25 protein-coding genes are annotated in these 25,867 nt (G+C 53.7%); 2 read left to right on the plus strand and 23 right to left on the minus strand.

Going from position 1 to position 25,867, the window contains the following annotated elements; all coding sequences use genetic code 11:
- Positions 1-173: 173 nt before the first annotated feature.
- From MFLA_RS13975 to MFLA_RS13985, 3 genes are all read right to left on the minus strand, one after another.
- Positions 174-3,029 carry a bifunctional diguanylate cyclase/phosphodiesterase gene (locus MFLA_RS13975; protein WP_011480953.1) on the minus strand — a complete coding sequence of 952 codons (2,856 nt, stop codon included), beginning with the start codon at positions 3,027-3,029 and terminating at the stop codon, positions 174-176.
- An 85-nt stretch (positions 3,030-3,114) separates the two neighbouring features.
- The gene (locus tag MFLA_RS13980) at positions 3,115-4,392 is read right to left on the minus strand and encodes an ATP-binding protein (protein WP_011480954.1); all 1,278 of its coding nucleotides are present in this window, start codon (positions 4,390-4,392) and stop codon (positions 3,115-3,117) included.
- Positions 4,389-5,114, minus strand: coding sequence for a response regulator (locus MFLA_RS13985; RefSeq protein ID WP_011480955.1), 726 nt, complete (start codon positions 5,112-5,114; stop codon positions 4,389-4,391). Before MFLA_RS13985 ends, MFLA_RS13980 begins: the two co-directional genes overlap by 4 nt.
- A gap of 245 nt (positions 5,115-5,359) precedes the next feature.
- On the opposite strand from MFLA_RS13985, the gene MFLA_RS13990 reads away from it, so the two are divergent.
- The gene (locus tag MFLA_RS13990; protein WP_011480956.1) at positions 5,360-5,605 is read left to right on the plus strand and encodes a hypothetical protein; all 246 of its coding nucleotides are present in this window, start codon (positions 5,360-5,362) and stop codon (positions 5,603-5,605) included.
- 90 nt (positions 5,606-5,695) lie between these two features.
- On the opposite strand, the gene glmS is transcribed toward MFLA_RS13990, so the two are convergent.
- The 15 genes from glmS to mnmG form a co-directional block, all read right to left on the minus strand.
- Positions 5,696-7,531, minus strand: a complete 1,836-nt coding sequence (gene glmS, locus MFLA_RS13995) for a glutamine--fructose-6-phosphate transaminase (isomerizing) (RefSeq protein ID WP_011480957.1) — start codon at positions 7,529-7,531, stop codon at positions 5,696-5,698.
- Between the two features lies 1 nt (position 7,532).
- Positions 7,533-8,846, minus strand: coding sequence for a bifunctional UDP-N-acetylglucosamine diphosphorylase/glucosamine-1-phosphate N-acetyltransferase GlmU (gene glmU, locus MFLA_RS14000; protein ID WP_048812025.1), 1,314 nt, complete (start codon positions 8,844-8,846; stop codon positions 7,533-7,535).
- Between the two features lie 228 nt (positions 8,847-9,074).
- Positions 9,075-9,500: a F0F1 ATP synthase subunit epsilon gene (locus tag MFLA_RS14005; protein WP_011480959.1), complete on the minus strand. Its 426-nt coding sequence runs from the start codon at positions 9,498-9,500 to the stop codon at positions 9,075-9,077.
- 26 nt (positions 9,501-9,526) lie between these two features.
- On the minus strand, positions 9,527-10,924 hold the full coding sequence (gene atpD, locus MFLA_RS14010) for a F0F1 ATP synthase subunit beta (protein ID WP_011480960.1): 1,398 nt from the start codon (positions 10,922-10,924) through the stop codon (positions 9,527-9,529).
- Between the two features lie 121 nt (positions 10,925-11,045).
- Positions 11,046-11,921, minus strand: coding sequence for a F0F1 ATP synthase subunit gamma (atpG, locus tag MFLA_RS14015; protein ID WP_011480961.1), 876 nt, complete (start codon positions 11,919-11,921; stop codon positions 11,046-11,048).
- A 29-nt stretch (positions 11,922-11,950) separates the two neighbouring features.
- Complete coding sequence (atpA, locus tag MFLA_RS14020; RefSeq protein WP_011480962.1) at positions 11,951-13,492, minus strand: F0F1 ATP synthase subunit alpha; 1,542 nt, start codon at positions 13,490-13,492, stop codon at positions 11,951-11,953.
- A 9-nt stretch (positions 13,493-13,501) separates the two neighbouring features.
- Positions 13,502-14,038, minus strand: coding sequence for a F0F1 ATP synthase subunit delta (locus MFLA_RS14025; protein WP_011480963.1), 537 nt, complete (start codon positions 14,036-14,038; stop codon positions 13,502-13,504).
- Between the two features lie 20 nt (positions 14,039-14,058).
- Positions 14,059-14,529, minus strand: coding sequence for a F0F1 ATP synthase subunit B (locus MFLA_RS14030; protein WP_011480964.1), 471 nt, complete (start codon positions 14,527-14,529; stop codon positions 14,059-14,061).
- A gap of 74 nt (positions 14,530-14,603) precedes the next feature.
- Positions 14,604-14,876 carry a F0F1 ATP synthase subunit C gene (atpE, locus tag MFLA_RS14035; protein ID WP_011480965.1) on the minus strand — a complete coding sequence of 91 codons (273 nt, stop codon included), beginning with the start codon at positions 14,874-14,876 and terminating at the stop codon, positions 14,604-14,606.
- A 67-nt stretch (positions 14,877-14,943) separates the two neighbouring features.
- Positions 14,944-15,747, minus strand: a complete 804-nt coding sequence (atpB, locus tag MFLA_RS14040; RefSeq protein ID WP_011480966.1) for a F0F1 ATP synthase subunit A — start codon at positions 15,745-15,747, stop codon at positions 14,944-14,946.
- Positions 15,748-15,756: 9 nt separating this feature from the next.
- Positions 15,757-16,143 (minus strand): ATP synthase subunit I, encoded by a 387-nt coding sequence (locus tag MFLA_RS14045; RefSeq protein ID WP_011480967.1) that lies wholly within the window; start codon positions 16,141-16,143, stop codon positions 15,757-15,759.
- Between the two features lie 108 nt (positions 16,144-16,251).
- Positions 16,252-17,112 carry a ParB/RepB/Spo0J family partition protein gene (locus tag MFLA_RS14050; RefSeq protein WP_011480968.1) on the minus strand — a complete coding sequence of 287 codons (861 nt, stop codon included), beginning with the start codon at positions 17,110-17,112 and terminating at the stop codon, positions 16,252-16,254.
- A gap of 8 nt (positions 17,113-17,120) precedes the next feature.
- Positions 17,121-17,909: a ParA family protein gene (locus tag MFLA_RS14055; protein ID WP_011480969.1), complete on the minus strand. Its 789-nt coding sequence runs from the start codon at positions 17,907-17,909 to the stop codon at positions 17,121-17,123.
- A 31-nt stretch (positions 17,910-17,940) separates the two neighbouring features.
- On the minus strand, positions 17,941-18,564 hold the full coding sequence (gene rsmG / locus MFLA_RS14060; protein ID WP_048811785.1) for a 16S rRNA (guanine(527)-N(7))-methyltransferase RsmG: 624 nt from the start codon (positions 18,562-18,564) through the stop codon (positions 17,941-17,943).
- A complete protein-coding gene (gene mnmG / locus MFLA_RS14065) occupies positions 18,561-20,465 on the minus strand; it encodes a tRNA uridine-5-carboxymethylaminomethyl(34) synthesis enzyme MnmG (protein ID WP_011480971.1) in 1,905 nt (634 codons plus the stop codon). The genes rsmG and mnmG overlap by 4 nt, the downstream gene beginning before the upstream one ends.
- 313 nt (positions 20,466-20,778) lie before the next feature.
- On the opposite strand from mnmG, the gene MFLA_RS14070 reads away from it, so the two are divergent.
- Positions 20,779-21,795, plus strand: coding sequence for a choice-of-anchor A family protein (locus MFLA_RS14070; protein ID WP_011480972.1), 1,017 nt, complete (start codon positions 20,779-20,781; stop codon positions 21,793-21,795).
- Positions 21,796-21,856: 61 nt separating this feature from the next.
- Here the strand turns inward: MFLA_RS14070 and mnmE are convergent, their stop codons facing one another.
- Genes mnmE through rpmH form a run of 5 tightly spaced genes read right to left on the minus strand, consistent with a single transcriptional unit; the run spans position 21,857 to position 25,634 of the window.
- On the minus strand, positions 21,857-23,197 hold the full coding sequence (gene mnmE, locus MFLA_RS14075; RefSeq protein WP_011480973.1) for a tRNA uridine-5-carboxymethylaminomethyl(34) synthesis GTPase MnmE: 1,341 nt from the start codon (positions 23,195-23,197) through the stop codon (positions 21,857-21,859).
- On the minus strand, positions 23,184-24,842 hold the full coding sequence (gene yidC, locus MFLA_RS14080; protein ID WP_011480974.1) for a membrane protein insertase YidC: 1,659 nt from the start codon (positions 24,840-24,842) through the stop codon (positions 23,184-23,186). The genes mnmE and yidC overlap by 14 nt, the downstream gene beginning before the upstream one ends.
- A 33-nt stretch (positions 24,843-24,875) precedes the next feature.
- The gene (gene yidD, locus MFLA_RS14780) at positions 24,876-25,088 is read right to left on the minus strand and encodes a membrane protein insertion efficiency factor YidD (RefSeq protein ID WP_011480975.1); all 213 of its coding nucleotides are present in this window, start codon (positions 25,086-25,088) and stop codon (positions 24,876-24,878) included.
- Complete coding sequence (gene rnpA / locus MFLA_RS14085) at positions 25,082-25,465, minus strand: ribonuclease P protein component (protein WP_011480976.1); 384 nt, start codon at positions 25,463-25,465, stop codon at positions 25,082-25,084. Before rnpA ends, yidD begins: the two co-directional genes overlap by 7 nt.
- Before the next feature lie 34 nt (positions 25,466-25,499).
- Entirely contained in the window at positions 25,500-25,634 is a 135-nt protein-coding gene (gene rpmH, locus MFLA_RS14090) for a 50S ribosomal protein L34 (protein ID WP_011480977.1), read from the minus strand.
- Positions 25,635-25,867 lie beyond the last annotated feature (233 nt).

The raw sequence follows: 25,867 nt of genomic DNA on the forward strand, positions 1-25,867 counted from the left end.
GCAGCTGGTCGGCGCCCCACCAGCGAGGACGCGCAGGCAAGCGCATTGTGCCTTGAAAGGATGTAAGAGAGGAATCCTTGCTGCAAAACCGCAATCGATGATAATAAAGCTCATCATGGCATGGTATTGCATCGATGCAACCCTTCCCGTTCTCGGTTCCGGGAACAGGACGTTTACTGCATCAGGTCGTGTTCCTCAGCCAAGATCAACTTCAAGTGGCGCAAGCGCATCGGCTTGCCGAAGAAATACCCTTGCGCAATCGTGCAACCTTGGATCTTGAGCAAGTTGGCTTGCTGCTTGCTCTCGACCCCCTCAGCCACGAGCTCCAGCCGCAATGCATGCGCAATGCGGATGATGGCGGTAATCAACTCCAGCTTGTCCTGCTTGGCGGCAATATCGCGCACAAAAGAACGGTCTATCTTGACTTGGCTGATGGGGAACTGGCCCAGGTAACTCATGGCGGAATAGCCAGTGCAGAAATCGTCGATGGAAATGGTAATGCCCATTTCCTTGAACGTGCTGAGCGTACTGATGATTTCCTGGCTATCTTCCAGCAGCAGGCTTTCCGTAATTTCCAGTTTCAACCATTCCGGCTTGCATCCGGTTTCTGCGAGGATGTCTTTCACCGAAGCCAGCAGGTCGTTATAGAGGAACTGGCGCGACGATAGATTGACCGCCATGCTGAGCGGATGGTCGTCGGGACGGTAGCGGTTCAGGCAGACCACGGCACTGCATGCCTCGCGCAACACCCATTCCCCGATTTCAACGATCAGGCCGCTTTCCTCCGCTACCTTGATGAAGCGATCGGGCATTACTACGCCCAGTTGCGGATTGCGCCAGCGCAGCAGTGCCTCGGCGCCCACGATTTCTCCGCTCATCAGGTCGACCTGGGGCTGATAAAACAATTCGAACTCGGCATTCTTGAGCGCCTGCCGGATGGAAGCGCCCAGCATGATGTATTCCGAAGCCTTGGAGCCCAGTTCACGGGAATAGAACTGGTAATTGTTGCGACCATAGTTCTTGGCGTGATACATCGCCACATCGGCACTCTTGAAAAGCGTTGCACGGTCATCGCCGTCATCCGGGTAGATCGCAATGCCGATACTGGTGGAGATGAACAATTCCTTGTCGTGGATCAGAAACGGCTTGGCGATCTCGTCATTGATTTTCCTGGCAATCGTGGCCAGGTCGTCCGGGTTGCGCAGCTCCGGTAACAAGATCGCAAACTCGTCCCCGCTTAGGCGGGCAATGGTGTCATAGCTGCGCACTGAAGCGTTGAGCCGCTGGGCCACCGCCACCAGCAAGTCGTCGCCAGCCTGATGTCCGAGCGTGTCATTGACCTCCTTGAAGCGGTCCAGGTCCAGCATCATCAGGCCGAAGCGCTGCTCATGCCAGCTGGCATCCGCCAATACCTGGTTCACGCGATCGGCGAACAAGGTACGGTTCGGCAGACCGGTCAACGCATCGTAGTAGGCCAGGTAGTGGATACGCTCGCGATATTCCATCAGCTCGGTAATGTCGCGTTCAACCGCCAACACACCAATCACCTGCCCCTGTTCCCCGAATTCTGGCACGATGCGCACGTGGATGAACCAGGTGTTGCCATTGTCAGCCTTGCCGTGTAGCTCGAGGAAGTCCGGGGTGGCGCTATTGATGACGCCCCTGATCTTTTCCTCATATTTCATATAGGCTTCACCCCCGGGATACTCAGAGGGCGTCGTGCCGATCAGCCTACCGCTCTCGATACCGATGCGCTTCAATTTGGGTGTATTGACATACAGCCTGCGCGCATTGAGATCGTAGCGAATGATGGTATCAGGCGTATTGTCGATCAGCGACTGCAACTCGCGTTCGCGCTGGATCAGTTTTTCTTCGTTCTGCTTGATATCGGTGATGTCACGGAAGAACCCGACCGTTCCCATGACCTTGCCGTCTACCACCATTGGAGACTTGTATGCTTCTATCCAGGCTTTTTCGCCGTTCCTCTTGGTCACCTGCAAGACTGAATGAGAAGGCTGGCCGCTTTGCAGCACGCGTTTATCCCCTTCCACATGGGTGCGGGCATCCTGCAGGGGAAACAGGTCAAAATCCGTTTTTCCTTCCAGCTCGTCCTTAGAAGCCACGCCGGCAAACTCGGCATAAGCGCTGTTGGCAGCCAGCAACTTGCTATTCAGGTCCTTGAGCCAGACCACGAAGGGGAAATTCTCGATCAGGGCGCTTTGGTATCTTTCCCGCTTCCTCAGCTCACGCTCAACGCGGCGAATATGCGAAATATCCCGGGTGATTGTCAGGACGCCCTTGATTTCCCCCTTCACATTGCGCTCAGGCACAGCATGCAGCGATTGGCAGACGTAGTGCTCGTCTCCTACCCACTCCAGCTCGATCTCCTGTTCCTCTCCCGACCGCATGACTTCGCGCAAGCGGGCTTCAAAATCCTCGGGACGCATCATGGGGCGGCCCCAGACTTCCGTCGGCTTCCTCCCTAACGCCTCAGCAGCGGGCACCCCGAAAACCGCTTCGTAGCCGTCACTGAGAAAAATCCGGCGGCAATCCTGATCATAACGGATGAAGATATCAGGAGAGTTCATGACCAGCTGGCGATATTGCAGTTCCTGCTCCTGCAGTTTATCCAGCATATCGAAACGGGCAGTAAGGTCACGACCCAGCAATACGCAGTAAGCCTGGTCGGCATCAACAAAATAATTGGACTGGATTTCTACCGGAACCGTATCGCCTGCTTGATTGCGCAGGCTGGTTTCCTGAACCATAACATGTTGTTGCTGGAGGCGCCGCCAATCGTTTTTCCAGCCGACGGAATCAAGGTGGGTGATAATATCGGTCGCAGACATCTGCAGCAGCAGCTTCTCGCTGTAGCCCAATACCTCACAGGCGGCCAGGTTCGCCAGGCAAATCCTGGCATCGGCATCACAGACAAGCACAATCTCCCGAATCCGGTTGATCGCAAAACTCAGCATGTCGATCTGCGTGGCAATGCTCAAGCCCCGATCAGAGATATTTGTGCTGCTCATTCTTTTCACCACAAGCTATTGATTGTCATCCCGAATGGGCCGAATGATCATGGGAGTCATGTAACAGCCCCCATGATTTCCCACTTCATTCTGCAGCGGGTTCGAAAAACTGTCTTGGCAGGTCAACCACTACTTCAAGCCCCCCAGAATCCATATTGCGCAGATGGATTTTTCCATCATGCGCTTCCACAATGGTTTTGGCAATGCTCAACCCCAGGCCAGAACCGCCTGTTGCCGCATTGCGGGAAGTTTCCACCCGGTAGAACGGCTCAAACACCTGATTGAGTAAATGCTCGGGAATGCCCGGGCCCTGATCGCGTATGGCAATCCGCAGCCGCTCGGGTGAGTCCATGACTTCGATGGCATCTATCTGCAAGCTTTGCAACATGGCATTGATATTGATGGGATGGCGGTTTTCATGCACCTCCACCCCGCGCATGTAGTCTACCGTAGAAGAAATCAAGCTCTCCATATCTTCCAGGTCCCGGCGGAACTTTTCTCGCAACGCAGGCTTGTCGATTTGCTCCGCACGCAGGCGCATGCGAGTGATGGGTGAGCGCAGGTCATGCGAGATTGCAGCCAGGAAGCGGGTTTTTTCTGTCACCGTATCGATCAACCGCTGCTGCATCAGATTGAACGCCTTGGCGGAGCGGCGCACCTCCGTTGGACCGTCCACATCCAGTGGCGGACTATAGATATTGCGTCCCAGGCGCTCTGCAGCAGCGGCCAGCCGATTCAACGGCCGCATGATCTGCCGCACGGCAAACAATGCGATGCCCACGATCACGATGATGCGGATGAAATAAATACGGAACAGGTAATCGAACAAGTCCATGATAGGCGCCACGCTCATGCCTGCCTGGCCTTCATAGGCATCCAGCTGGAGCCATTTTCCACTGTCAAGCTGCACATAGAGGACAAAGTGCGCAGAAGGGTAGTGAGATTCGAACAGATCCAGCCATCCCGCCTCCTTGCCATGGTCATCATGCAAGTCGATGTCCCAGATACGAATAGGCAGCGAACGGCCGAATTCCTGCTCGAACACGTGCTTGAACAAAAGCTCCACTGCACGGTCGCGCGTATTCAGGGTTTTGAGGCGCGGTGGAGCATTCACGGTCGATAACCGGTACATGGAGTTGCTCAGTTTGTTGAGCAGCAGGCGTTCATCGTCAATTTTGCTGATTTCTATCAGGCTGATACTGTCGGAAAGTTTGGCGGCAAGTACGCGAGTGGGAATTTCCAGCGCCTTGCCGTAGTTCATGTCGTACCAGATGAATCCTGTCAACACCTGGGCCGTCATGGTGCCGGCCACGAGCACAATGACCAGGCGACCAAAAAGCGAGGCTGGCCACAGCCATTTCATTTTTCGTGCTTGACCTGGCTTGCCAGCATATAACCCGCATTGCGCACGGTCCGGATAATGGTTGGGTTACGTGTGTCTGCTTCGATATGGTGACGCAGGCGGCTGATGCAGACATCAATGGAGCGATCCATCGCATGACTTTCCTTGCCGTAGACATGCTCAACCAGGAAGTCCCGGCTCAACGGTCGGTTGGGATGCTCCAGCAAGGCACGCAATACCATGTAATCAGAGCTGCCCAACGAGACCACCACACCTTCCGGGGAGAACATCTGTCTTGCATGGGTATCAAGACGCCAGCCTTCAAAACTGATGTAGGAAAACTCATCAGCAACAGCAGCCTTATTCCTGTCGTTACGGGTTCTGCGCAAGATCACCTTGATTCTCGCCAACAGCTCGCGTGGATCAAACGGCTTCGGTAGATAATCGTCCGCTCCGACTTCCAGGCCAATGATGCGATCCACCAGAGTACCTTTCGCAGTCAGCATGATGATGGGGAGATCGCCTTGTGCGCGCACCTCCCTGCAGAGGCTCAGCCCGTCCTCTCCCGGCAGCATCAAGTCCAAGACGATCAGGTTCACCGGTTCCTTGTTCACCACCCGCCACATTTCGCGCCCATTGGCGGCTTCTGAAACATGGAAACCCGCGTCGCGAAGATAGTCGGTGAGAAGCTCACGTATTTCGTGGTCATCATCTACCACCAGGATGTGATTTTGATCACTCATGTTATGTCTCTACATGTAGGGAAAGTATCATAATGGTTGTAACTCAGTTGTGGACATAAATGTGCCAATGCTTTTGCTAATTTAGCGAACCACCATCACTACAGGAATTGCAAAGAGAGTTGTGGACAGCTAGCGCGGGCAGTAGACTTGCGCTAGCTAGAACGCCTGACTTTGGGTACGCACTAAACATGAACCTTTAGATTATGCTGCCGCAAAATCGATATTGAATTTGATGGAGATAGATAATGAATGGTAGTTGGGCCAACTCCTTTCCATACTTTGCTGGAGCTTTTAAGCTTATTGTATTAGGTATTGGAGCGTATTTTTCTATTAAATGGCATTTTGATGAAGAGAGAAGGGTAAGGGAAGCAGAAGGCGTGGTATTTAATAAACTAAGCTTCATGAAAAAGTTGGCAATGATATTAGTCCTCGCAGTTCTTCTAGTTCTTCTAGCCCTTCTAGTGATTTATGCTACTGACCGGTTTTATTGATGCGATCAATGTTTAGCAATTTCAAATAGTGTACTCACACTGTTAAGAAGCTTATCCGATAAAATAAATAATGCTTCTGCAATTGGATCATTACTCTACCGTCACGGATTTCGCCAAGTTACGAGGTTTATCCACATCTGTACCTTTTAACAGCGCTGCGTGATAGGCCAACAGCTGTACAGGTATTGTATGCAGGATTGGGGAGAGTACGCCTACATGACGCGGCGTACGGATCACGTGCACACCTTCACTGGCAGTAAAATTGCTGTCAGCATCAGCAAAGACAAATAGTTCCCCGCCGCGCGCACTCACTTCCTGCATATTGGATTTCACTTTTTCCAGCAAGGCATCGTTGGGGGCAATCACCACCACGGGCATATTCTTGTCCACCAGGGCAAGCGGGCCATGCTTGAGTTCGCCGGCGGGATACGCTTCGGCATGAATATAGGAAATTTCCTTGAGCTTGAGCGCCCCTTCCAGCGCGATGGGGTAGTGCATGCCGCGCCCGAGGAAGAGGGCATGGTACTTGTTGCTGAATGCCTTGGCCCATTCGCGGATCTGCGGCTCCAGATTGAGCGCATACTGCACGCTACCAGGCAAATGGCGCAACTCATCAATGTAGGCCTGCTCCTCTTGCTGGCTCAATAAGCCGCGCTGCTTGGCAAAGGTCGCAGCCAGTGTGAACAGGGCCACCAGCTGGGTAGTGAATGCCTTGGTGGACGCCACGCCAATCTCCGCGCCAGCGCGGGTGTACAGGACGAGGCGCGATGCCCTTGGAATGGCACTTTCCTGGACATTGCAAATCGCCAGGGTAAGATGTTGCCCCAACGACTTGGCATGCTTGAGCGCCTCCATGGTGTCCAGCGTTTCCCCCGACTGGGAAATGGTGATGATCAGCTGCCTGGGGTTGGGCACCGATTTGCGGTAACGATACTCGCTGGCAATCTCTACGGAGGTCGGCAATTGCGCAATGCCTTCCAGCCAGTACTTTGCCGTCAGGCCGGCATAATAACTCGTGCCTGCCGCCAGGATCAGGATACTGTCCACCTCGTTGAACACTGTTGCCGCTTCAGCACCAAACAGGGCCGGACTGAATGCATTGTCATCGATGATGGCTTCCAGCGTATCGGTCAATGCTCGCGGCTGTTCGTGAATTTCTTTTTGCATGAAGTGGGCGTAGGGGCCCAGCTCCAGAGAGGCCAGCGAAAGATCGCTGCGGTGGACGGTGCGCTCCACGAGTTGATCTGCCGCATCGAATATCCTCACCTGGTCTTTAGTAATATCCGCAACATCTCCATCTTCGAGGTAAATCACGTTGCGGGTGGCAGACAACACGGCTGAAACGTCTGAGGCAATGAAGTTCTCGCCCTCCCCGAGCCCGATCAGCAAGGGGCAGCCCTGCCGCGCGCAGATCATCCTGCCTGGATAATGAATCGACAATACGCTGATCGCAAATGCCCCGGTCAGCTCCTTGACGGCATGCTTGACTGCATCCAGCAACGATAAGTCCTGGGCAAGATAGTGATGAATCAAGTGTGCAATCACTTCGGTATCGGTTTGCGACTCGAATTCATAGCCCATCGCTTGCAGGCGTTGGCGCTGCTCGTCGTGATTCTCAATGATGCCATTGTGCACCACGGCAATTTCCCCGCGCGAAATATGCGGGTGGGCATTGGATTCGGTCACACCGCCATGTGTTGCCCAGCGTGTGTGGCCAATGCCTAGCGTCCCGGTCAGGTTCTCCGACTGAGCCTTGCCCTGCATTTCCGCCACGCGGCCGACCGCACGCACGCGGCGGATACGGTTGTCTTCGCTGAGCACCGCGATTCCTGCGGAGTCATAACCACGGTATTCCAGGCGGCTGAGGCCTTCCACCAGGACGGGGACCATGTTACGCGCACCAACGGCGCCTATGATGCCACACATCTTATTTCTTCACTTTCTCAGGGCGTTTCCAGTTTTCTATCGTGAATTGACGCACGCGCGACATGGTCAGCTTGTCGGCTGGTGCATCCTCCGTAATGGTCGATCCTGCCGCAATGGTAGCGCCAGCCTTGATAGTCACGGGCGCAACCAGTTGGCTATCGGATCCGATGAATGCGTTATCTTCAATCACCGTGCGGAACTTGTTCACGCCGTCGTAATTGCAGGTAATGGTGCCAGCGCCTATATTCACCTGCTTGCCTACCGTGGCATCGCCAACGTAGCTCAGGTGGTTGATCTTGCTCCCGCTATCGACCTGCGCGTTCTTCAGCTCCACGAAATTGCCGATATGCGCATGGTCTGAGAGGACGGTGCCTGGACGCAACCGCGCATAAGGCCCGATGCGGCAATCTTCTGCCAAGGTGGCGCCATCAATGTGGGTATATGCTGCCAATGTCGTGCCGGCGCCAATCGTGGCATCGCGGATGACGCAATAAGGCCCGATACGCACATTGTCTGCCAGCGTAACCTGACCTTCGAACACACATCCCACATCAATCTCGACATCACGCCCCGTTGTCAGCTCGCCACGGACGTCGATACGGCTAGGGTCTGCCAATGTCACCCCCTTGGCCAACAACCTTGCCGCATAGCGCCCCTGGTACACGCGCTCCAGTGCGGCCAAGTCTTGCTTGGAATTGATTCCCGCAACTTGCCATTCATCATTACTTTGCACGGCGGCCACAGCCTGCCCATCCGCCACTGCCATCGCGACAATGTCCGTCAGGTAGTATTCCTGCTGGGCATTTCGGTTATCGAGACGCGGCAGCCATGTAGCCAACCATGTGTTTTCCGCTGCCATGATGCCGGTATTCACTTCACGGATAGCAAGCTGTGCCTCCGCCGCGTCCTTATGCTCGACAATCGCCTTCACCGCGTCGCCTTGGCGCACGATACGCCCATACCCTGAAGGGTTGTCCTTGCTGACGGTAAGCAAGCACAGTGCAGCTTGCTGCGTCAGCAGCTGCGTGCAGCTTTCCTGTGTGAGCAGGGGAACGTCCCCCAACAGGATCAGCGTCCTAGCATCGGGCTCAAGATAGGGCAGGGCTTGCTGCATGGCATGTCCCGTGCCGAGCTGCTCTGCCTGTTTCACCCAGATGATGTCATCGGCCGGCAATGCCTGCGGCACTATCTCACCGCCAAAACCATAAACGACAATGATGCTGCTGGGGTTGAGCCTCCTGGCAGTATCCAGCACATGCTGCAACACGGGCTTGCCAGCCAAAGCATGCAGCACCTTGGGTTTGCTGGAATTCATGCGCGTGCCTTTTCCGGCGGCAAGGATGACGATATTGAGTTTGGAATAAGTCGGGAGTGACAAGTGTGAAATCCGGTTCAAGCAGTACAATAAGTATAAATGAAAAAAGGCAGCCAATTGGCTGCCTTCCTGCACGGCTTTGTATTCAGGCACAGAGCAAATGGGCCGTCACAGGTAGTGAAAGCGCCCGAGCCCAATTGCTTAAAGGCTGGAGGCAATACCGTAGGGTTAATGCGTCGTCTTGCGCAATTGCTCGATGGTCTGCAATTGGGCCAGCGCCTCTGACAGCTCAGCCTGCGCACGTGCATAATCCACCCCTGAAGCATTGTTTCTCAACGCCTCCTCGGCAGCACGCTTGGCTTCAATCGCCTTGACCTCATCCAAGTCGTGGCCACGAATCGCGGTATCCGCCAACACGGTAATTACGCCAGGCTGCACTTCCAGCAGCCCGCCGGAAATGTAGATTGCCTGCTCCTCACCACCGTTGGCAACCTTAACGCGCAGCACGCCTGGCTTGATGGTGGTGATCAAAGGAGCGTGGTTGGGATATATCCCTACCTCACCCAATTTCGCGGGCGCTGCAACAAATTCCGCCTCGCCAGAGAAAATGGACTCTTCCGCGCTCACCACATCCAGGTGTATTGTCGATGCCATATCGTCCTATCCTTCGCTTTGCGGAATTAGTTGAGGGTCTTGGCCTTCTCAACCGCTTCTTCGATCGAGCCTACCATGTAGAACGCTTGTTCCGGCAGGTGATCGTATTCACCGTTGACGATGGCCTTGAAGCCCTTGATGGTGTCCTTCAGTGGCACATACTTGCCGGGCGCACCAGTAAAGACTTCAGCCACGTGGAAAGGCTGGGACAGGAAGCGCTGGATCTTACGCGCACGGGCCACAGCGAGCTTGTCTTCTGGAGACAGTTCGTCCATGCCCAGAATCGCGATAATGTCACGCAATTCCTTATAGCGCTGCAATGTGGATTGTACTGCGCGCGCCACACTGTAATGCTCTTCGCCGACGATTTGCGGATCCAGCTGACGGGAAGTGGAATCCAATGGGTCAACAGCAGGGTAGATACCCAATGCTGCGATGTCACGCGACAGCACGACGGTAGAGTCCAAGTGCAAGAACGTGGTGGCTGGGGATGGGTCGGTCAAGTCATCCGCAGGCACGTAAACGGCCTGAATGGAAGTGATGGAACCCACCTTGGTGGAAGTAATACGTTCCTGCAGGCGGCCCATTTCTTCCGCCAGGGTAGGCTGATAACCCACGGCCGAAGGCATACGGCCCAGCAATGCGGATACTTCGGTACCTGCCAGGGTATAACGATAGATGTTGTCAACGAAGAACAGGATGTCACGGCCTTCGTCGCGGAACCGTTCAGCCATGGTCAGGCCGGTCAACGCTACCCGCAGGCGGTTGCCTGGAGGTTCGTTCATTTGACCGAACACCATGCCTACCTTGTCCAGAACGTTGGAGTCCTTCATTTCATGGTAGAAGTCGTTACCTTCACGAGTACGCTCACCTACACCGGCGAATACGGACAAACCGCTGTGCTGCTTGGCGATGTTATTGATCAGTTCCATCATGTTCACGGTCTTGCCCACACCCGCGCCACCGAACAGGCCAACCTTACCACCCTTTGCAAACGGACAGACCAGGTCAATCACCTTGATGCCGGTTTCCAACAGGTCAACGGAAGGAGAGAGCTCTTCGAAGGTCGGTGCCTTCTGATGGATGGAACGCTTTTCGTCAGCCTCGATAGGGCCAGCCTCATCAATAGGGCGACCCAGTACGTCCATGATACGGCCCAGTGTGCCATGACCTACGGGAACTTGAATCTGACTGCCGGTGTTCTTTACCTTCATGCCGCGGGACAAGCCATCGCTGGAGCCCATGGCAATGGTACGTACCACGCCATCGCCTAATTGCTGTTGCACTTCCAGGGTCAGGCCCGCTTCCACTGTGGGTGAATCTTCATCCAGAATCAGTGCGTCATATACTTTGGGCATCTGGTCACGTGGGAACTCTACGTCAACCACGGCACCAATACATTGAACAACCTTACCTTGACTCATCTTGGTATCCTCAATCTATACTTAAATTCTGCGGGATCGCGCCTCAACGGCTGCCGCGCCTTTAGTTAGCTGGTCTCGACCAATGCTAGGCATTAGCCTCATCCAATCATCAGGCGCAGACCTATACGGCCGCCGCGCCACCAACAATTTCAGAAATTTCCTTGGTAATCGCGGCCTGGCGTGCCTTGTTGTACACCAGCTTCAATTCACCAATCACGTTCTTCGCATTGTCCGAAGCGGCTTTCATTGCCACCATGCGGGCACTTTGTTCAGACGCCATGTTCTCAGTCACTGCGTGATAAATGATGGTCTCGATATACCGAGTCATCAATTCATCAATGACGACGTTTGCATCAGGCTCATAGATATAATCCCAATGGCCTTTGGCAGTCGTGGCTGAGGTTTCAAGCTTGTCATCAGACAATGGCAACACCTGCTCTATCACGGCTTCCTGCTTCATTGTGTTGAGGAAGCGGGTGTAACAGATATGCAGCTGGTCGATTTCACCGGCGATATAGGCATCCAGCATCACCTTGATCGTACCGATGAGTTTTTCCAAGTGTGGCGTATCCCCCAGGCCTGTAACGTGGGACTTCACATCGGCATTGATGCGGTTCAGGTAAGTGAACCCCTTGTTGCCGATGGCACTGACGATGGTTTTCTTCCCTTCGCCTTCCCATGCTTTCATCTGGTTGATGGACAAACGCAGCACATTCGTATTGAGGCCGCCACACAAACCCTTGTCTGAACTCACGACGATCAAGCCTACGTTGCCGACCTTTTCCCGTTTCACGACAAAAGGATGCTTGTATTCGGAGTTGGCATGGGACAGGTGGGCTGTCACATTACGAATCTTTTCTGCGTAGGGGCGGGCCATACGCATACGCTCTTGCGCCTTGCGCATCTTGGACGCCGCCACCATTTCCATCGCCTTGGTGATCTTGCGCGTGTTTTCCACGCTTTTGATCTTGCTACGTATCTCTTTGCTACCAGCCATTGTCTAGTCTGCCTGTCTGTGCTTTAAGCTTAGTAAGCGTTGGTTGCCTTGAAGTCTTGAATTGCCGCTTCCAGGGCCTTCTCGTCGTCACCGCCAAGGTCGTTGGTGCTGTCGATCTTGTCCAGGATGCTCTTGTACTTGGACTTGAGGAAGGAGTGCAGGGCAGATTCGAACGCCAATGCGCGCGCAACTGGCACATCGTCAAAGAAACCCTTATTGGCAGCAAGCAAGGTCACTGCCATCTCGGAAGTTGACAATGGCGCATATTGCGCTTGTTTCATCAGTTCGGTCACCAAACGGCCGCGATCCAACTGCTTGCGGGTCACTTCGTCCAGGTCAGATGCAAACTGCGCAAACGCAGCCAGTTCACGATACTGGGCCAATGCCAGACGCACACCGCCGCCCAGCTTCTTGATCACCTTGGTCTGAGCAGCACCACCGACGCGGGATACCGAAATACCGGCATTGATCGCAGGACGGATACCGGCGTTGAACAAGTCGGTTTCCAGGAAGATCTGACCATCGGTAATCGAGATCACGTTGGTCGGCACGAATGCTGAAACGTCGCCGGCAGCAGTTTCGATAATAGGCAACGCGGTCAAGGAACCGGTTTTTCCTTTCACTTCACCATTCGTGAACTTTTCGACATATTCCTCGTTCACGCGGGCAGCACGCTCAAGCAGGCGGGAGTGGATGTAGAACACGTCACCCGGATAAGCTTCGCGGCCTGGTGGACGGCGCAGCAGCAGGGAGATTTGACGATATGCCCAAGCTTGCTTGGTCAAGTCATCGTAAACGATCAGTGCATCTTGACCACGGTCACGGAAATATTCACCCATGGTACAACCGGCATAAGGTGCCAGGAATTGCAGGGCGGCAGGATCGGAAGCAGAAGCAGCCACGACGATGGTGTATTCCATGGCACCATGCTCTTCCAGCTTGCGCACTACGTTGGCGATGGTCGAAGCCTTCTGCCCGATCGCGACGTAGATACAGGTCATATTCTGACCCTTCTGGTTGATGATGGCGTCAACCGCAACAGCTGTCTTGCCGGTTTGGCGATCACCAATGATCAACTCACGCTGTCCACGGCCAACAGGCACCATGGAGTCGATGGCTTTGATACCAGTTTGTACTGGCTGGGAGACGGACTTACGGGCAATCACCCCAGGCGCTACCTTTTCGATCTTGTCCGTCAGCTTGGCATTGATCGGACCCTTGCCGTCAATCGGCTGGCCAAGTGCATTCACTACACGCCCGACCAACTCAGGGCCGACAGGCACTTCCAGAATACGGCCTGTGCATTTGACTGTATCACCTTCGGAGATATTCTCGTAGTCACCCAGGATCACGGCACCCACGGAGTCGCGCTCCAGGTTCAGCGCCAGACCGTACACATTGCCTGGAAACTCGATCATTTCTCCGGCCATGACGTTAGACAGGCCATGAATACGAACGATACCATCCGTCACCGAAATCACGGTACCCTGGGTACGCGCTTCAGCGCTGGTGGAGAAATTCTCTAATCTGCTCTTAATCAGTTCACTGATTTCTGATGTGGATAATTGCATTATTTTTTCCTAACCTTTCAGCGTGTAGGCCAACTCTTGCAATTGGCCACGGACTGAAGCGTCAATGACCGTATCGCCGACTACAATTTTGATCCCGCCAATAATTTCCGGATCCACTTTGACGCTAGCTTCAACCTTTTTGCCGAACTTGGCCTCCAGGCGCTTCACGATGGCTGAAAACTCAGCGTCGCTAGGCTGCACTGCGGCTGTAATCTCAGCCTCCAGCACACCCTCATCCTGTGCCTTTAACGCTTCGAATGCAGCGGCAATCTCCGGCAATATGGATAAGCGACCGTATTCCACCAGCAACTTGATCAGGTTGGTCCCTGCCTCGTTTAGCCTGTCTCCGCTTACGGAAAGGAATACGCGCTCCAAGTCAGCCGCGTCAACCTTGGGGTTGTCAATAAACGCTCGCATCTGCTCATCAGCCGCAATGGCCGCAGCCAGGGCGAGCATTTGCGACCAGTCTGCCAGCGCATTTTTTTCCTTCGCCAAGCGGTAAACCGCTACCGCATAAGGTCTTGCAATGGTGATCGCTTCAGCCATGTCGTGCTCCCATTCCTTCCTTAGAGCTCGTTTGCGATGGCGTTCAGCAAGTCGGCATGGGCCTTGGCATCGATTTCCTTGCGCAGGATCTTCTCTGCGCCAGCAACCGCCAATGCAGACACTTGCTGGCGCAAGCCCTCTTTGGCACGGTTGACTTCTTGATCGATTTCCGCCTTGGCGCCTGCGATAATGCGATCGCCTTCCGCCTTGGCATTTGCCTTGGCTTCTTCCACTATCTCACTCGCACGCTTTTCAGCCTGGGCGATAATGGAAGTCGCTTTCTGCTTGGCATCATTGACAACTTCAGCGGAACGCTGGGTCGCCATGTCAAGCTCCTGCTTACCGCGCTCAGCCGCAGCCAAACCATCCGCAATGGTTTTCTGGCGAGTCTCTATCGCATTCAGGAGATATGGCCACACAAACTTTGTGGTGAACCAGATCAGAATGGCAAATGAGATAGCCTGCGCAATGAGTGTCAGGTTGATATTCATATTTGCTCCCGAGCCGTTAAATCCAGTCAGCTTTAAGTTTAATCACTTACCACTTAAATTCCGCACTGGCTCAGTTAAGCGACCACGCTCAGCAATGGGTTTGCAAAGGCGAACATCATGGCCAGACCAACACCGATAATGAAAGAAGCGTCGATCAGGCCCAGCAGCAGGAATACCTTACCTTGCAGGGCAGGGATCAGTTCTGGCTGACGAGCAGCGCCATCCAGGAAGCTTGCACACATGATGCCGATACCAATACAGGCACCAGCTGCGCCCAAACCAATGATCAAACCGATACCAACACCGGTGTAAGCTTGAATCATGGCCAACAATTGCAAATTCTCCATTTAATTTCCTTTCGGCTTTTAGAGAGTGTTAACGATAAAAAATCAAGTACAAAACTAGCTAAACGATTTAGTGGCTTTCATGCGCCATGGATATGTAGACAACCGTCAGCATCATGAAAATGAATGCTTGCAGGCAGACGATCAGAATATGGAAAATCGCCCAGCCAGCGCCCAGCAACGCACCGAAGAAGGTGCCTGCGAGCCCAGTTGCCGCCCACATACCAAGCAGCAGGAAAATGATTTCGCCCGCATACATATTCCCGAACAAACGCAGGGAATGGGAAAGCGGCTTGGAAATGTACTCAATCAGGTTGAACGCAAAGTTGGCAGGCCAGACCAACGGGTTGGCGCCGAAGGGTGAACAGAACAGCTCATGAATCCAGCCACCCAGCCCCTTGACCTTGATACTGAAGAAAATCATCAACAACCAAACCGATAATGCCAGCGCGAATGTGGCATTAATGTCGGATGTCGGTACGCTACGCCATTCATGGAGGCCCAGCCAGCCATAGATGATCGCCATGATGTCGATGGGAAGGAAATCCATGGCATTCATCACCAGGACCCAAACAAAAACGGTCAATGCCAGTGGCGCCACGAAAGCATGGCGGTCGCCATGAAAAATGCTTTTGACCTGGTTGTCAATGAACTCGATCAACAATTCGACAAATGCCTGGCGCTTGGTCGGCACGCCTGATGTTGCCCCACGCACGACCCACCAAAGAAGGCCAAACACGACGACACCGAGCAAAATGGACATGACCAGAGTATCCATATGCAACACCCAAAAATCGCCTTCACCGACACTCTTTGCATTGAATGAAAGGTGGTGCCCGATATATTCCGATGGAGTTAATTGACCTGTCGCCATAACCAAACCTTAAGCGTTGTTTTTCTCATTAATTGCAAAAATTGCTGCACCAGACATGATTGCCGCCGCCGCCAATCCTGCGATCAGGGCGATGGGAACCAGTTTTTCATAAAACTTGAATACCAAGAGCAGGGTGATTGCGATCACGGCGATTTTGATTGCCTCAGCAATCAAAACATTGACCAACACGGAACCAGCGCCCATCCCCGCTGTCTTATTCTGCAACTTCATCTTGGCAGCCAGGCCGCCCAAGATGGCCGATCCGCCGCCCGCCAGGGCAGAGAGTGCACCATGGAGGCCAACGCCAAACTTGTTGAGGAAGACAAACGCAAGTACCGCAACTACCAAGGTGGCAAGGACCTGTCTTTTGATCATGCTTGCCAGTAGTTCATCCATGCCTTGAAATTTCCCTGTTTCACAAATGACGGGCAAAAGAAAAGCCGAGCGTTTTGCCCTACCCGTGAAATCACGAGATTTTGTTGTTAAATCAGCATTAAGTCAAGCTTAATTGCTATTTCCACCTTTAAATCTCTCAATCAATGCATCCAGCTGGTCCAAACTTCCGTAATGGATCTTGACCTCTCCATTGCCTTTTTTCCCAGCCCGGATCTCAACCGTTGCACCCAACAATTCGGATAAATCCTCTTGCAGGCGCAACACATCCCTATCCACGACCTTGGCCGGTTTTTGCTGTGGCTCGGCACTCAATTGCTTGACCAGCTTCTCTGCCTCCCTGACAGAAAGCTGCTTCTGCACAATCAGCTCGGCCGCCATGACTTGGTTGGCGTCAGGCAAGGAAAGCAGGGCACGCGCATGTCCCATATCCAACTGGCCCTCCATCAGCATTTCCTGCACTTTATTGCTCAAATTCTGCAATCTAAGCAGATTAGTCACCACGCTACGCGAACGTCCTACTGCATCTGCCGCCGCCTGATGCGTCATGTTGAACTCATTGATTAGCCGCTGGATACCCTGCGCCTCCTCCAATGGATTGAGGTTTTCTCGCTGAATATTCTCAATCAAGGCCATGGCCAAGGCGGACTCGTCAGGAATGTCGCGCACCAACACCGGCACTTCTGTCAATCCGGCTAATTTCGCCGCGCGCCAGCGTCGTTCACCGGCAATGATTTCATACTTACCCGCGGCAACCTCGCGCACCAGAATGGGCTGCATAATACCCTGCGCACGGATGGAATCCGCCAGGCTAGCCAGCGATGCCTGGTCCATATGGGTGCGAGGCTGGTATTTGCCCGGCTGCATCTGGCTTACCAATAAGGTATTGGGCGCATCATTGGCTGATACCGTCTCTGCATCTCCAGCCAGCAGGGCATCCAGCCCGCGCCCTAATCCCTTCAACTTAACCATAGTGACTCCTAATTTGCTGCAACTTGCCTATTGCTGACGACATGCCGGTTGATGATTTCTCCAGCCAGCGCGAGATATGCCTTGGCCCCCTTGGAAGTCTTGTCATGCAGCAACACCGGCACGCCATAGCTGGGCGCTTCTGCCAAGCGGATATTGCGTGGGATTACCGTACGGTACACCTTGTCGCCGAAATGTTGCGCCAACTCATTAGAAACCTGCTGCGCCAAGGTGTTGCGATTATCGAACAAGGTGCGCAACAGGCCTTCGATTTCTAGATGCGGATTCAAGTGGGCACGCACTTTCTTGATGGTATTCACCAGGTCGGACAAGCCCTCAAGCGCATAATATTCGCACTGCATGGGAATCATGACCGCATGGGCGGCTGTCAATGCATTGACAGTGGTGAGGTTGAGGGCAGGGGGGCAATCGATCAGTACGTAATCATAGGCATCGCCCAATTCCGCCAATGCTGACTTGAGGCGCGTCTCTCGCGCAAATTCATTGACCAGCTCAACTTCGGCGCCTGCCAATTCCCGATTGGCGGGCACCACATCGAAGCGCCCACGCTCCGAACGCTGCATGACATCACGCAAGCTCTTTTCTCCGATCAACACATGGTAGATGGTGTGCTGCATCTTGGACTTATCTATGCCGCAGCCTGTGGTGGCGTTGCCCTGCGGGTCGAGGTCGATCACGAGTACCTTGCGCTTGGTCGCCGCCAGGCTGGCTGCCAGGTTCACGCAAGTCGTGGTCTTGCCCACACCGCCTTTTTGATTGGTAATTGCCAGAATCCTCATGATTTAAGCCATCCCACTAGTATTGAATTCATCAAAACTGCCGTGCCGGCAGGAAAACCAGGTGACGCTGGGCGTCCAGCCCGGGTACGATCAACGACATGATCTTTGCGGGCTTGAGCGCTACCGCGCCCAGCTCCTCCTGCGGCATCTGCCCCTTCATCGCCAGCCATAGTCCATCTTCAGCCATCAAATGCCTTGTCAGCTTGACGAATAGGGCAATCTCGGAAAATGCCCTCGAGATCACGGTGTCAAATGGCGCCTCTGGCTCAAACTGCTCCACCCGCCCAGCCACCACCTGCAGATTGTCGATTTGCAGTTCCGCCTTGGCCTGCCGCATGAAGCTGGCCTTTTTTTGGACTGCATCTATCGTGGTCACCTGCAAATCCGGACGACAGATTGCCAGCACAATGCCGGGCAACCCGGCGCCACTGCCGACATCCAGCAAACTCCCCGACGGCACATGTGGCAATACCGAAAGGCTGTCCAGCAAATGCAGCGTGACCATATCTTCCGGATCGCGCACTGCCGTCAGGTTGTGCACCTTGTTCCATTTCGCCAGCAAGGCAAGATAGGCGAGCAACTTCTCGGTCACCTCTGCAGGCAGATCAAGCCCCAGTTGCCGAATTCCGGTCTCCAGCTTTTGCTGCAACTTCATGCCACCTGATCCGCAGTGTTGCCTGCTTTGCGGCTCTTGCGTTTGAGATGTACCAGCAACAACGAAACCGCTGCCGGAGTGACGCCGGAAATACGCCCGGCCTGGCCGATGGTTTCCGGTTTCTGCTTGTTGAGCTTTTGCTGCACCTCGATCGAAAGCCCATGCACTTCGCTATAATCCATGTTCAGCGGCAGCCTGTAATGCTCGCTTTCCTTCAGACGCTCGATTTCCTCGGCTTGCCTATCAATATAGCCCTGGTACTTTGCCACGATTTCCAGCTGCTGACGGACTTGCGGATCTGCTTCGCCTTCACCGGCCTGGGGCAGGCTAAGCAATGCCTCATAACTCACCTCTGGACGGCGCAACAGTTCGAACATCGAATATTCACGTTCCAGCACCTTGCCAAATACTTGCTGCAATTGCTCCTGCGGAACATGCTGCGGATGAATGAACGTTCTCCGCAGGCGCTGTTGTTCACGCTCGATAGCTTCTTGCTTGCGCTGAAAAGCCTCCCAGCGCACATCGTCGACCAAGCCAAGTTTGCGACCAGCCTCAGTCAAACGCATATCAGCATTGTCCTCCCGCAGCATCAAGCGGTATTCGGCACGACTGGTAAACATGCGGTAGGGCTCGCTCACACCTCTTGTGATCAGGTCATCGACCAGCACGCCCAAATATGCCTGGTCGCGCGTAGGCCACCAGGCGTCTTTTTCCTGGGCATAGAGTGCCGCATTTGCGCCAGCCAACAGCCCTTGTGCAGCCGCTTCCTCATACCCAGTGGTACCGTTGATTTGTCCCGCGAAAAACAAGCCCCGTATTGCTTTGGTTTCCAGGGAGCTTTTCAATCCACGTGGGTCATAGTAGTCATATTCGATCGCATAGCCCGGACGCAGGATATGCGCATTTTCCAGTCCCTTGATGGAGCGCACCAATTGGTACTGAATATCGAACGGCAAACTGGTGGATATCCCATTTGGATATATCTCGTTTGTCGTCAACCCTTCGGGTTCAAGGAATACCTGATGTGAATCCTTGTCTGCGAAACGGTGAATCTTGTCTTCAACCGACGGGCAATAACGCGGGCCCACCCCTTCGATCACACCCGTATACATTGGCGAGCGGTCAAGGCCGCTACGGATGATGTCGTGGGTTTTTTCGTTGGTGAAGGTAATCCAGCACGGCAGCTGGGCCGGATGTTGCTCGGCGCTCCCAAGGAAGGAAAATACCGGTACGGGGCTATCTCCGGGCTGCTCGGCCATGACACTGTAATCGATGGTGCGGCCATCAATGCGCGGCGGCGTCCCCGTCTTGAGGCGTCCGGCAGGCAGGCCAATTTCTCGCAATCGTGCCGCGAGCGATACCGCAGGCGGGTCGCCTGCCCGTCCTGCCTGGTAATTCGCCAAACCTACATGCACCAATCCTGCTAGGAAAGTCCCCGCGGTCAGCACAACCGCCTTCGATTCGAACCTAAGACCCAATTGCGTCACTACGCCGGCGACACGCTCGCCCTCGAGAATGATGTCGTCCACGGCCTGCTGGAACAACCACAGGTTGGGCTGGTTCTCCAGGCGTCGGCGGATGGCAGCCTTGTAAAGCACGCGGTCGGCTTGCGCACGCGTTGCCCGTACAGCAGGGCCCTTGCTGGAATTCAAGATGCGGAACTGGATGCCACCCTCGTCGGTTGCGGCCGCCATGGCACCGCCCAGTGCATCCACCTCCTTGACCAGATGCCCCTTGCCAATGCCGCCAATGGACGGATTACAGGACATTTGCCCAAGCGTTTCTATATTATGCGTCAATAGAAGGGTTTTCTGACCCATGCGAGCACTTGCTAACGCCGCTTCCGTGCCAGCATGGCCGCCACCGACAATGATTACATCAAACTTCTCAGAAAATCGCATGAAAAACTCTCACATATCATTCCCCGAATGATACTGCATTCCTTCATCAGATGTCAGTGATAATCAGAGCATTGTTTCACGTGAAACATCTACTATCTTGATCACCATGGTGTTAATCCACATGTTTCACGTGAAACAATGGATGGTTGCTGAGTTTTTGTGAGTTCTTCACCTACCCATTCGGACTATATAATCCCTAATCAACGTATGGTATTTTCTTAACAATACAGTTCTGTATTGCACGCAATCAGAAAATAAGCTGGCACAAGCAGACGCCAGCAATATATTCACTATTACATCATCGGGGATTATTATGTTCATTCGTGCTTTTATGCTACCTGCCATTGCGGCAGCTGCATTTTTCAGTGCCAGCGCTCATGCTGCACTTGATGCCAACCAAACTTTTCAGCAGTTCAATGCCGTCGTGTTTGGCAACATCGATTCCACCTCCAACCTGCATGGCCGCGCCTGGGTGGGTGGCAATGTCAACGGTGGTGAGTACGTTCACCGCCCGCTGCCCACATCCGACTATGCCGGCCTTACCGTACAAGGCAACATCAGTAACGCAAGAGTACTTGCACAGGGCGCAGTGATCAACGGCAACCTCACCAATACCAGCGTAAACGGCGGAAGCACCGCGGTTCTCGGCAATGCGAGCAACGGCCACCTGAACGGTCCGGGCTACGTTGCTGGCGCAAACAGCGACATTTTTTTCAATGGTGGTCAATTATCAGCCCCCAATACTCAATTGGAAACCAATATTGCGGCGGCAGGCTCCACGGACTTTTATAGCGTGCTTAGCAGCACTTCTGACAACCTGAAGTCATTGGACAGTAACAGCAATGCCACCTGGACCACACAGAAAGCCACCTTCACCGCTACAGCAGACAGCAACGGCCTAGCGGTTTTCAACCTGAGCGACGCTGATGCAATGGCTATTTTCGGGCTGGGAGAATTCGACTTCATTCTCAACAGTGCCACCACCGTGGTAATCAACTCCAGCTTGAAGGACATCGACATTTCCGCCAATTTCCTCGGCGGTTCGGCACAGCGGATTGCCGGCAATGTGATCTGGAATTTCTACAACGCCGAAACGGTTGATCTTGGACGCCAATTCGGAGGCTCCATTCTCGCTGCTGACGCTACATTGACCAACTGGGCAGATATTGAGGGCAATGTATACGTCAGCAACCTGATCCAGCGCGGACAAATTCATCAATATGCATTTACCGGCAACATCCCCGTCACTGCAGTACCAGAACCTTCCAGTTACGCCATGCTCCTGCTGGGCCTGGGACTGTTGGGGTTTGCCGCACGCCGCCGCGCATAAGACAAGACATCCTTGACCAACAAAAAAAGCCCGATCACCCGGGCTTTTTTGTTGGGACTGCTTACTTGCCAATGCAGAACCGGCTAAATATCTCTCCTAGCAGGTCATCCGACGTAAATTCACCAGTGATGGTACTCAATGCATCTTGCGCCAGTCGCAACTCTTCGGCAAATAATTCCGCCTGCATCAGCCGTCCAGCAGCGACTTCGAGATGGTCACGCACCTTATTCAAAGCCAATAGGTGTCGACTCCTTGCCATGAACACGCCTTCGCCGCTGGGCTGCCAACCTGCAATGTCCAGTAGACGCTGGCGCAGCAAATGCACCCCATCGCCAGTCCTAGCGGAAAGATGGATATGGGTCTCCCCATCCTGTTCTTCGATTTTAGGCGGTGTCGATTCGAGGTCTATTTTGTTATGAATCCAGATTTTTGGCAAAAACTGCGGCAATCGCGCCAGAATCGATTTTTCCACTTTTCCAATACCATGAGCTGCATCAACCAATAATAATGCCACTCCGGCGTTTTCTAGAGCTCGCCATGTTCTGGCGATACCGTGCTGTTCGACTTCGTCGTTCGTTTCGCGCAAACCGGCAGTGTCTGTGATATGGAGCGTTATCCCATTGATTTGTATGGAATTTTTAATCGTATCCCGTGTGGTGCCAGCGATTGGGGTGACAATCGCGACTTCTTCGCCGGCCAATTGGTTCATCAGGCTGGACTTGCCGACGTTCGGCTGACCAACCAACACCACTTGCAGACCTTCCCGCAATAAATTGCCTTGTCTGGCTTCACGAAAAACAGCTTCCAGGCCTGCTGTCACTTCAGCCAGTTTTTCCGCGACACGTCCCTGGCTGATGAAATCGATATCTTCCTCAGGGAAGTCTAGGCATGCTTCAACATACAGCCGCAAATCAACCAGCTTCTGCTGCAAGCTGTGGATTCTTGCGGAAAACTCACCAGAAAGCGACCTGACGGCACTACGTGCCGCAGCTTCAGTCGCCGCATTGATCACATCGGCGACGGCTTCAGCCTGGGCCAGGTCCAACTTGTCGTTCAGATAGGCGCGGCGTGTAAACTCGCCGGGCTCTGCCTGTCGCGCGCCCAACTCAAGACACCGCTTGAGCAATATCTGCATCAATGCCGGCCCGCCATGCGCCTGCAACTCGAGCACATCCTCCCCGGTATAGGAGTGCGGACCGGGATAATAGATGGCAATTCCTCGGTCTATCAATAAGGCGTGTGCATCGCGGAAGGCAAGATAGGCTGCATGCCGTGGAGGAGGGCAGTGACCCAGGACTGCCTCGGCAATCAATCGGCTGGAGGGACCTGATATCCGCACCACGCCAATGCCCCCCGAGCCGGGGGCAGTAGCAATGGCAGCAATGGTATCAACGACGGGCATTTCCCTTCTTCTTGGCAGCGGCGCGTTCCGTAGAACGGTTGATATACCACTGCTGCGCGATGGAAAGGATGTTATTGACCAACCAATACAGCACCAGGCCGGCAGGGAAGAAGAAGAAAAATACGCTGAACACGATCGGCATGATCGTCATCACCTTGGCCTGGATGGGATCGGCAGGCTTAGGATTCAGCTTGGTCTGAATGATCATGGTAATTCCCATGAGGATGGGCAACACATAATAGGGATCGACCGCAGACAAATCCTGTATCCACAGCATAAACGGCGCATGGCGCATTTCCACGCTGCCGAGCAATACCCAGTACAACGCAATGAAGACCGGAATTTGCACCAGGATGGGCAGGCACCCTCCCATCGGATTGATTTTTTCAGTTTTGTACATTTCCATCATGGCCTGGTGCAGCTTCTGCCTGTCATCGCCATACTGCTCCTTCAAGCGCTGCAAGCGCGGGGCAAGCTCGCGCATATTGGCCATGGAACGATAACTGGCTGCCGACAGTGGATAAAAAACCAGTTTGATCAGGATGGTGAGCAAGATGATCGCGACACCCCAGTTATGCACAACTTTTTGGATCGACGACAGAATCCAGAACAGTGGCGTGGCAATGACGGTGAGCCAGCCATAATCCACCGTATATTCCAGGCCAGGAGCTACACTTTTCAGTTCACTTTGCGTTTGGGGACCTGCATACAGGCGCGACTTCAGTGTCACCGACTGCCCAGGGGCAATATTGCCCAAGGGACTGACGCTACCGATGGAGTACACATTATCCGACAACTTCTTTGTATAGAACTCGCGCACCAAGCCGTCCTCAGGAATCCAGGCACTGACGAAATAATGCTGCACCAACCCCACCCAGCCATCGCTCGCGTTCTTGGATAGGTTGGTCTTGGCCATGTCGGAAAAACTCAGTTTCTTGTACTTGTCGGCTTCAGTATAGTAGGCGCCGCCAGTGAAAGTCGGCATCATGTATGAACCTTGATGCGACTGGTTGTCATGCACGATCTGGTAATACACGGAGGGATCGACCGCAGTGTCGCTGTTATTCCGGATTTCATAGCTGACCTCGATCGCATAACTGTCTCGCCGGAAAGTATAGATCTTGTGCACCTCGACCCCGTTGTCGCCTTTCCAGGTAAGACGCACATCCAGCTTGTCCTCTCCCGGGGCGAGCTGATAATTCGTCGATTCACTGGTGAAGACCTCCTTGTGGGTAGGCAAGCCATTGCCGATGAGGCCGGTCTGCGCGACATACAACATGGGCGCAGATTGATCGTCCATCAGTACAAAATTCTTCGTCTGATCCTCATCATCCTTATGCTCACGTAATTCCAGGCGGCGCAAATCGCCTCCAATCGTGTCGATGCTGGCTTTATAGAGGTCGGTTTCCACATTGATGCGTTCCGCGGATTGCAAGCGGAAGCCCGTCTCGGCAGGCACACTTGCCTGGTTCGCAGCGGATGCAGAAGACTTGGCTGCCTGCGGAACGCTGCCATCTTCAACAGACTGTGCCGTTGTCTGGGTTTGCGAAGCAGCAGGTGGTTGTTGATCGCGCTGCCAGGAATCCCACAGCATCAGAATGGAAAATGAAAAAATCACGAACAGAATCAGGCGCTTGGTATCCATAAATCTCTTAATCTATTGTAATGGGCCATGGCCTCATGGCACAGGGTCATGGCCGCCATCATGCCATGGATGGCACTTGGATAAACGGCATATTGTAAAAAACGCTCCACGCCATGCGCCATGCTTTTGTATGGCTTCTACGGCATATTGTGAGCAAGTCGGGTAAAAACGGCATCGCTGCCCCAGCAAAGGACTCAAAGTCCATTGGTATAACTTGATCAATCCTACCAGCAGCCTGGCTAACATTCGGGCTGCTCCTGCCGGCTTGCAAGTTTGCGCTGCAGCTTGGCGACCAATTCAGTGAACTCTTGTTCAATCTCGGCGAATTGTTGCCTACCGAACATCCTATGTGGCCGTGCGACCAAATCAAGGCCCGGAAGCTGGTGCTGGTTCACCCTGAACAGCTCCCTCATGACACGCTTGATGTAATTGCGGTCAACGGCGCGGCGGGCAGTTTTCCTGCCAACGACCAGACCAAGCCTGGCGTAGGCCAATTCGTTATGGCGATAGTGCAGCACGAGATATTGGCCTGAAACTCGCTTGCGGAAATTAAAAACGGATGAAAACTCATCCGTTTTTAACAATTTTGCCTGACGTCTGAATGCATAAGCTGGCAAAACCATATAGAACTAAATCGCCTTGACGGCGAATGACCGATTAAACAGCCAGGCGAGCACGGCCCTTGGCACGGCGCGCAGCAATCACGGCGCGGCCACCACGGGTCTTCATACGCACCAGGAAACCGTGCGTACGGGCACGACGGGTTTTGGAAGGCTGGTAAGTGCGTTTCATGGGAATCTCCGGTTGACTTCTAGTTGTTGCGAATCAAAAACGCGTAATTTAACCTGAAAACAGCACTCTATGTCAATGTTTATTTGGGAAAACCCGGGCATTGGGGAAATGATTGTGCACTGCCTGTGGATAAGTTGTGGCAAACAGGCTAGAATCATCAATCCGGTGGCTGGGAAATCGGGCTCGAGGAACCCGGCACCTGAACCATAACAACAAGCAGGCAGGCGTCCGTC

The sequence above is a fragment of the Methylobacillus flagellatus KT genome, assembly GCF_000013705.1.
Lineage (GTDB): Bacteria > Pseudomonadota > Gammaproteobacteria > Burkholderiales > Methylophilaceae > Methylobacillus > Methylobacillus flagellatus.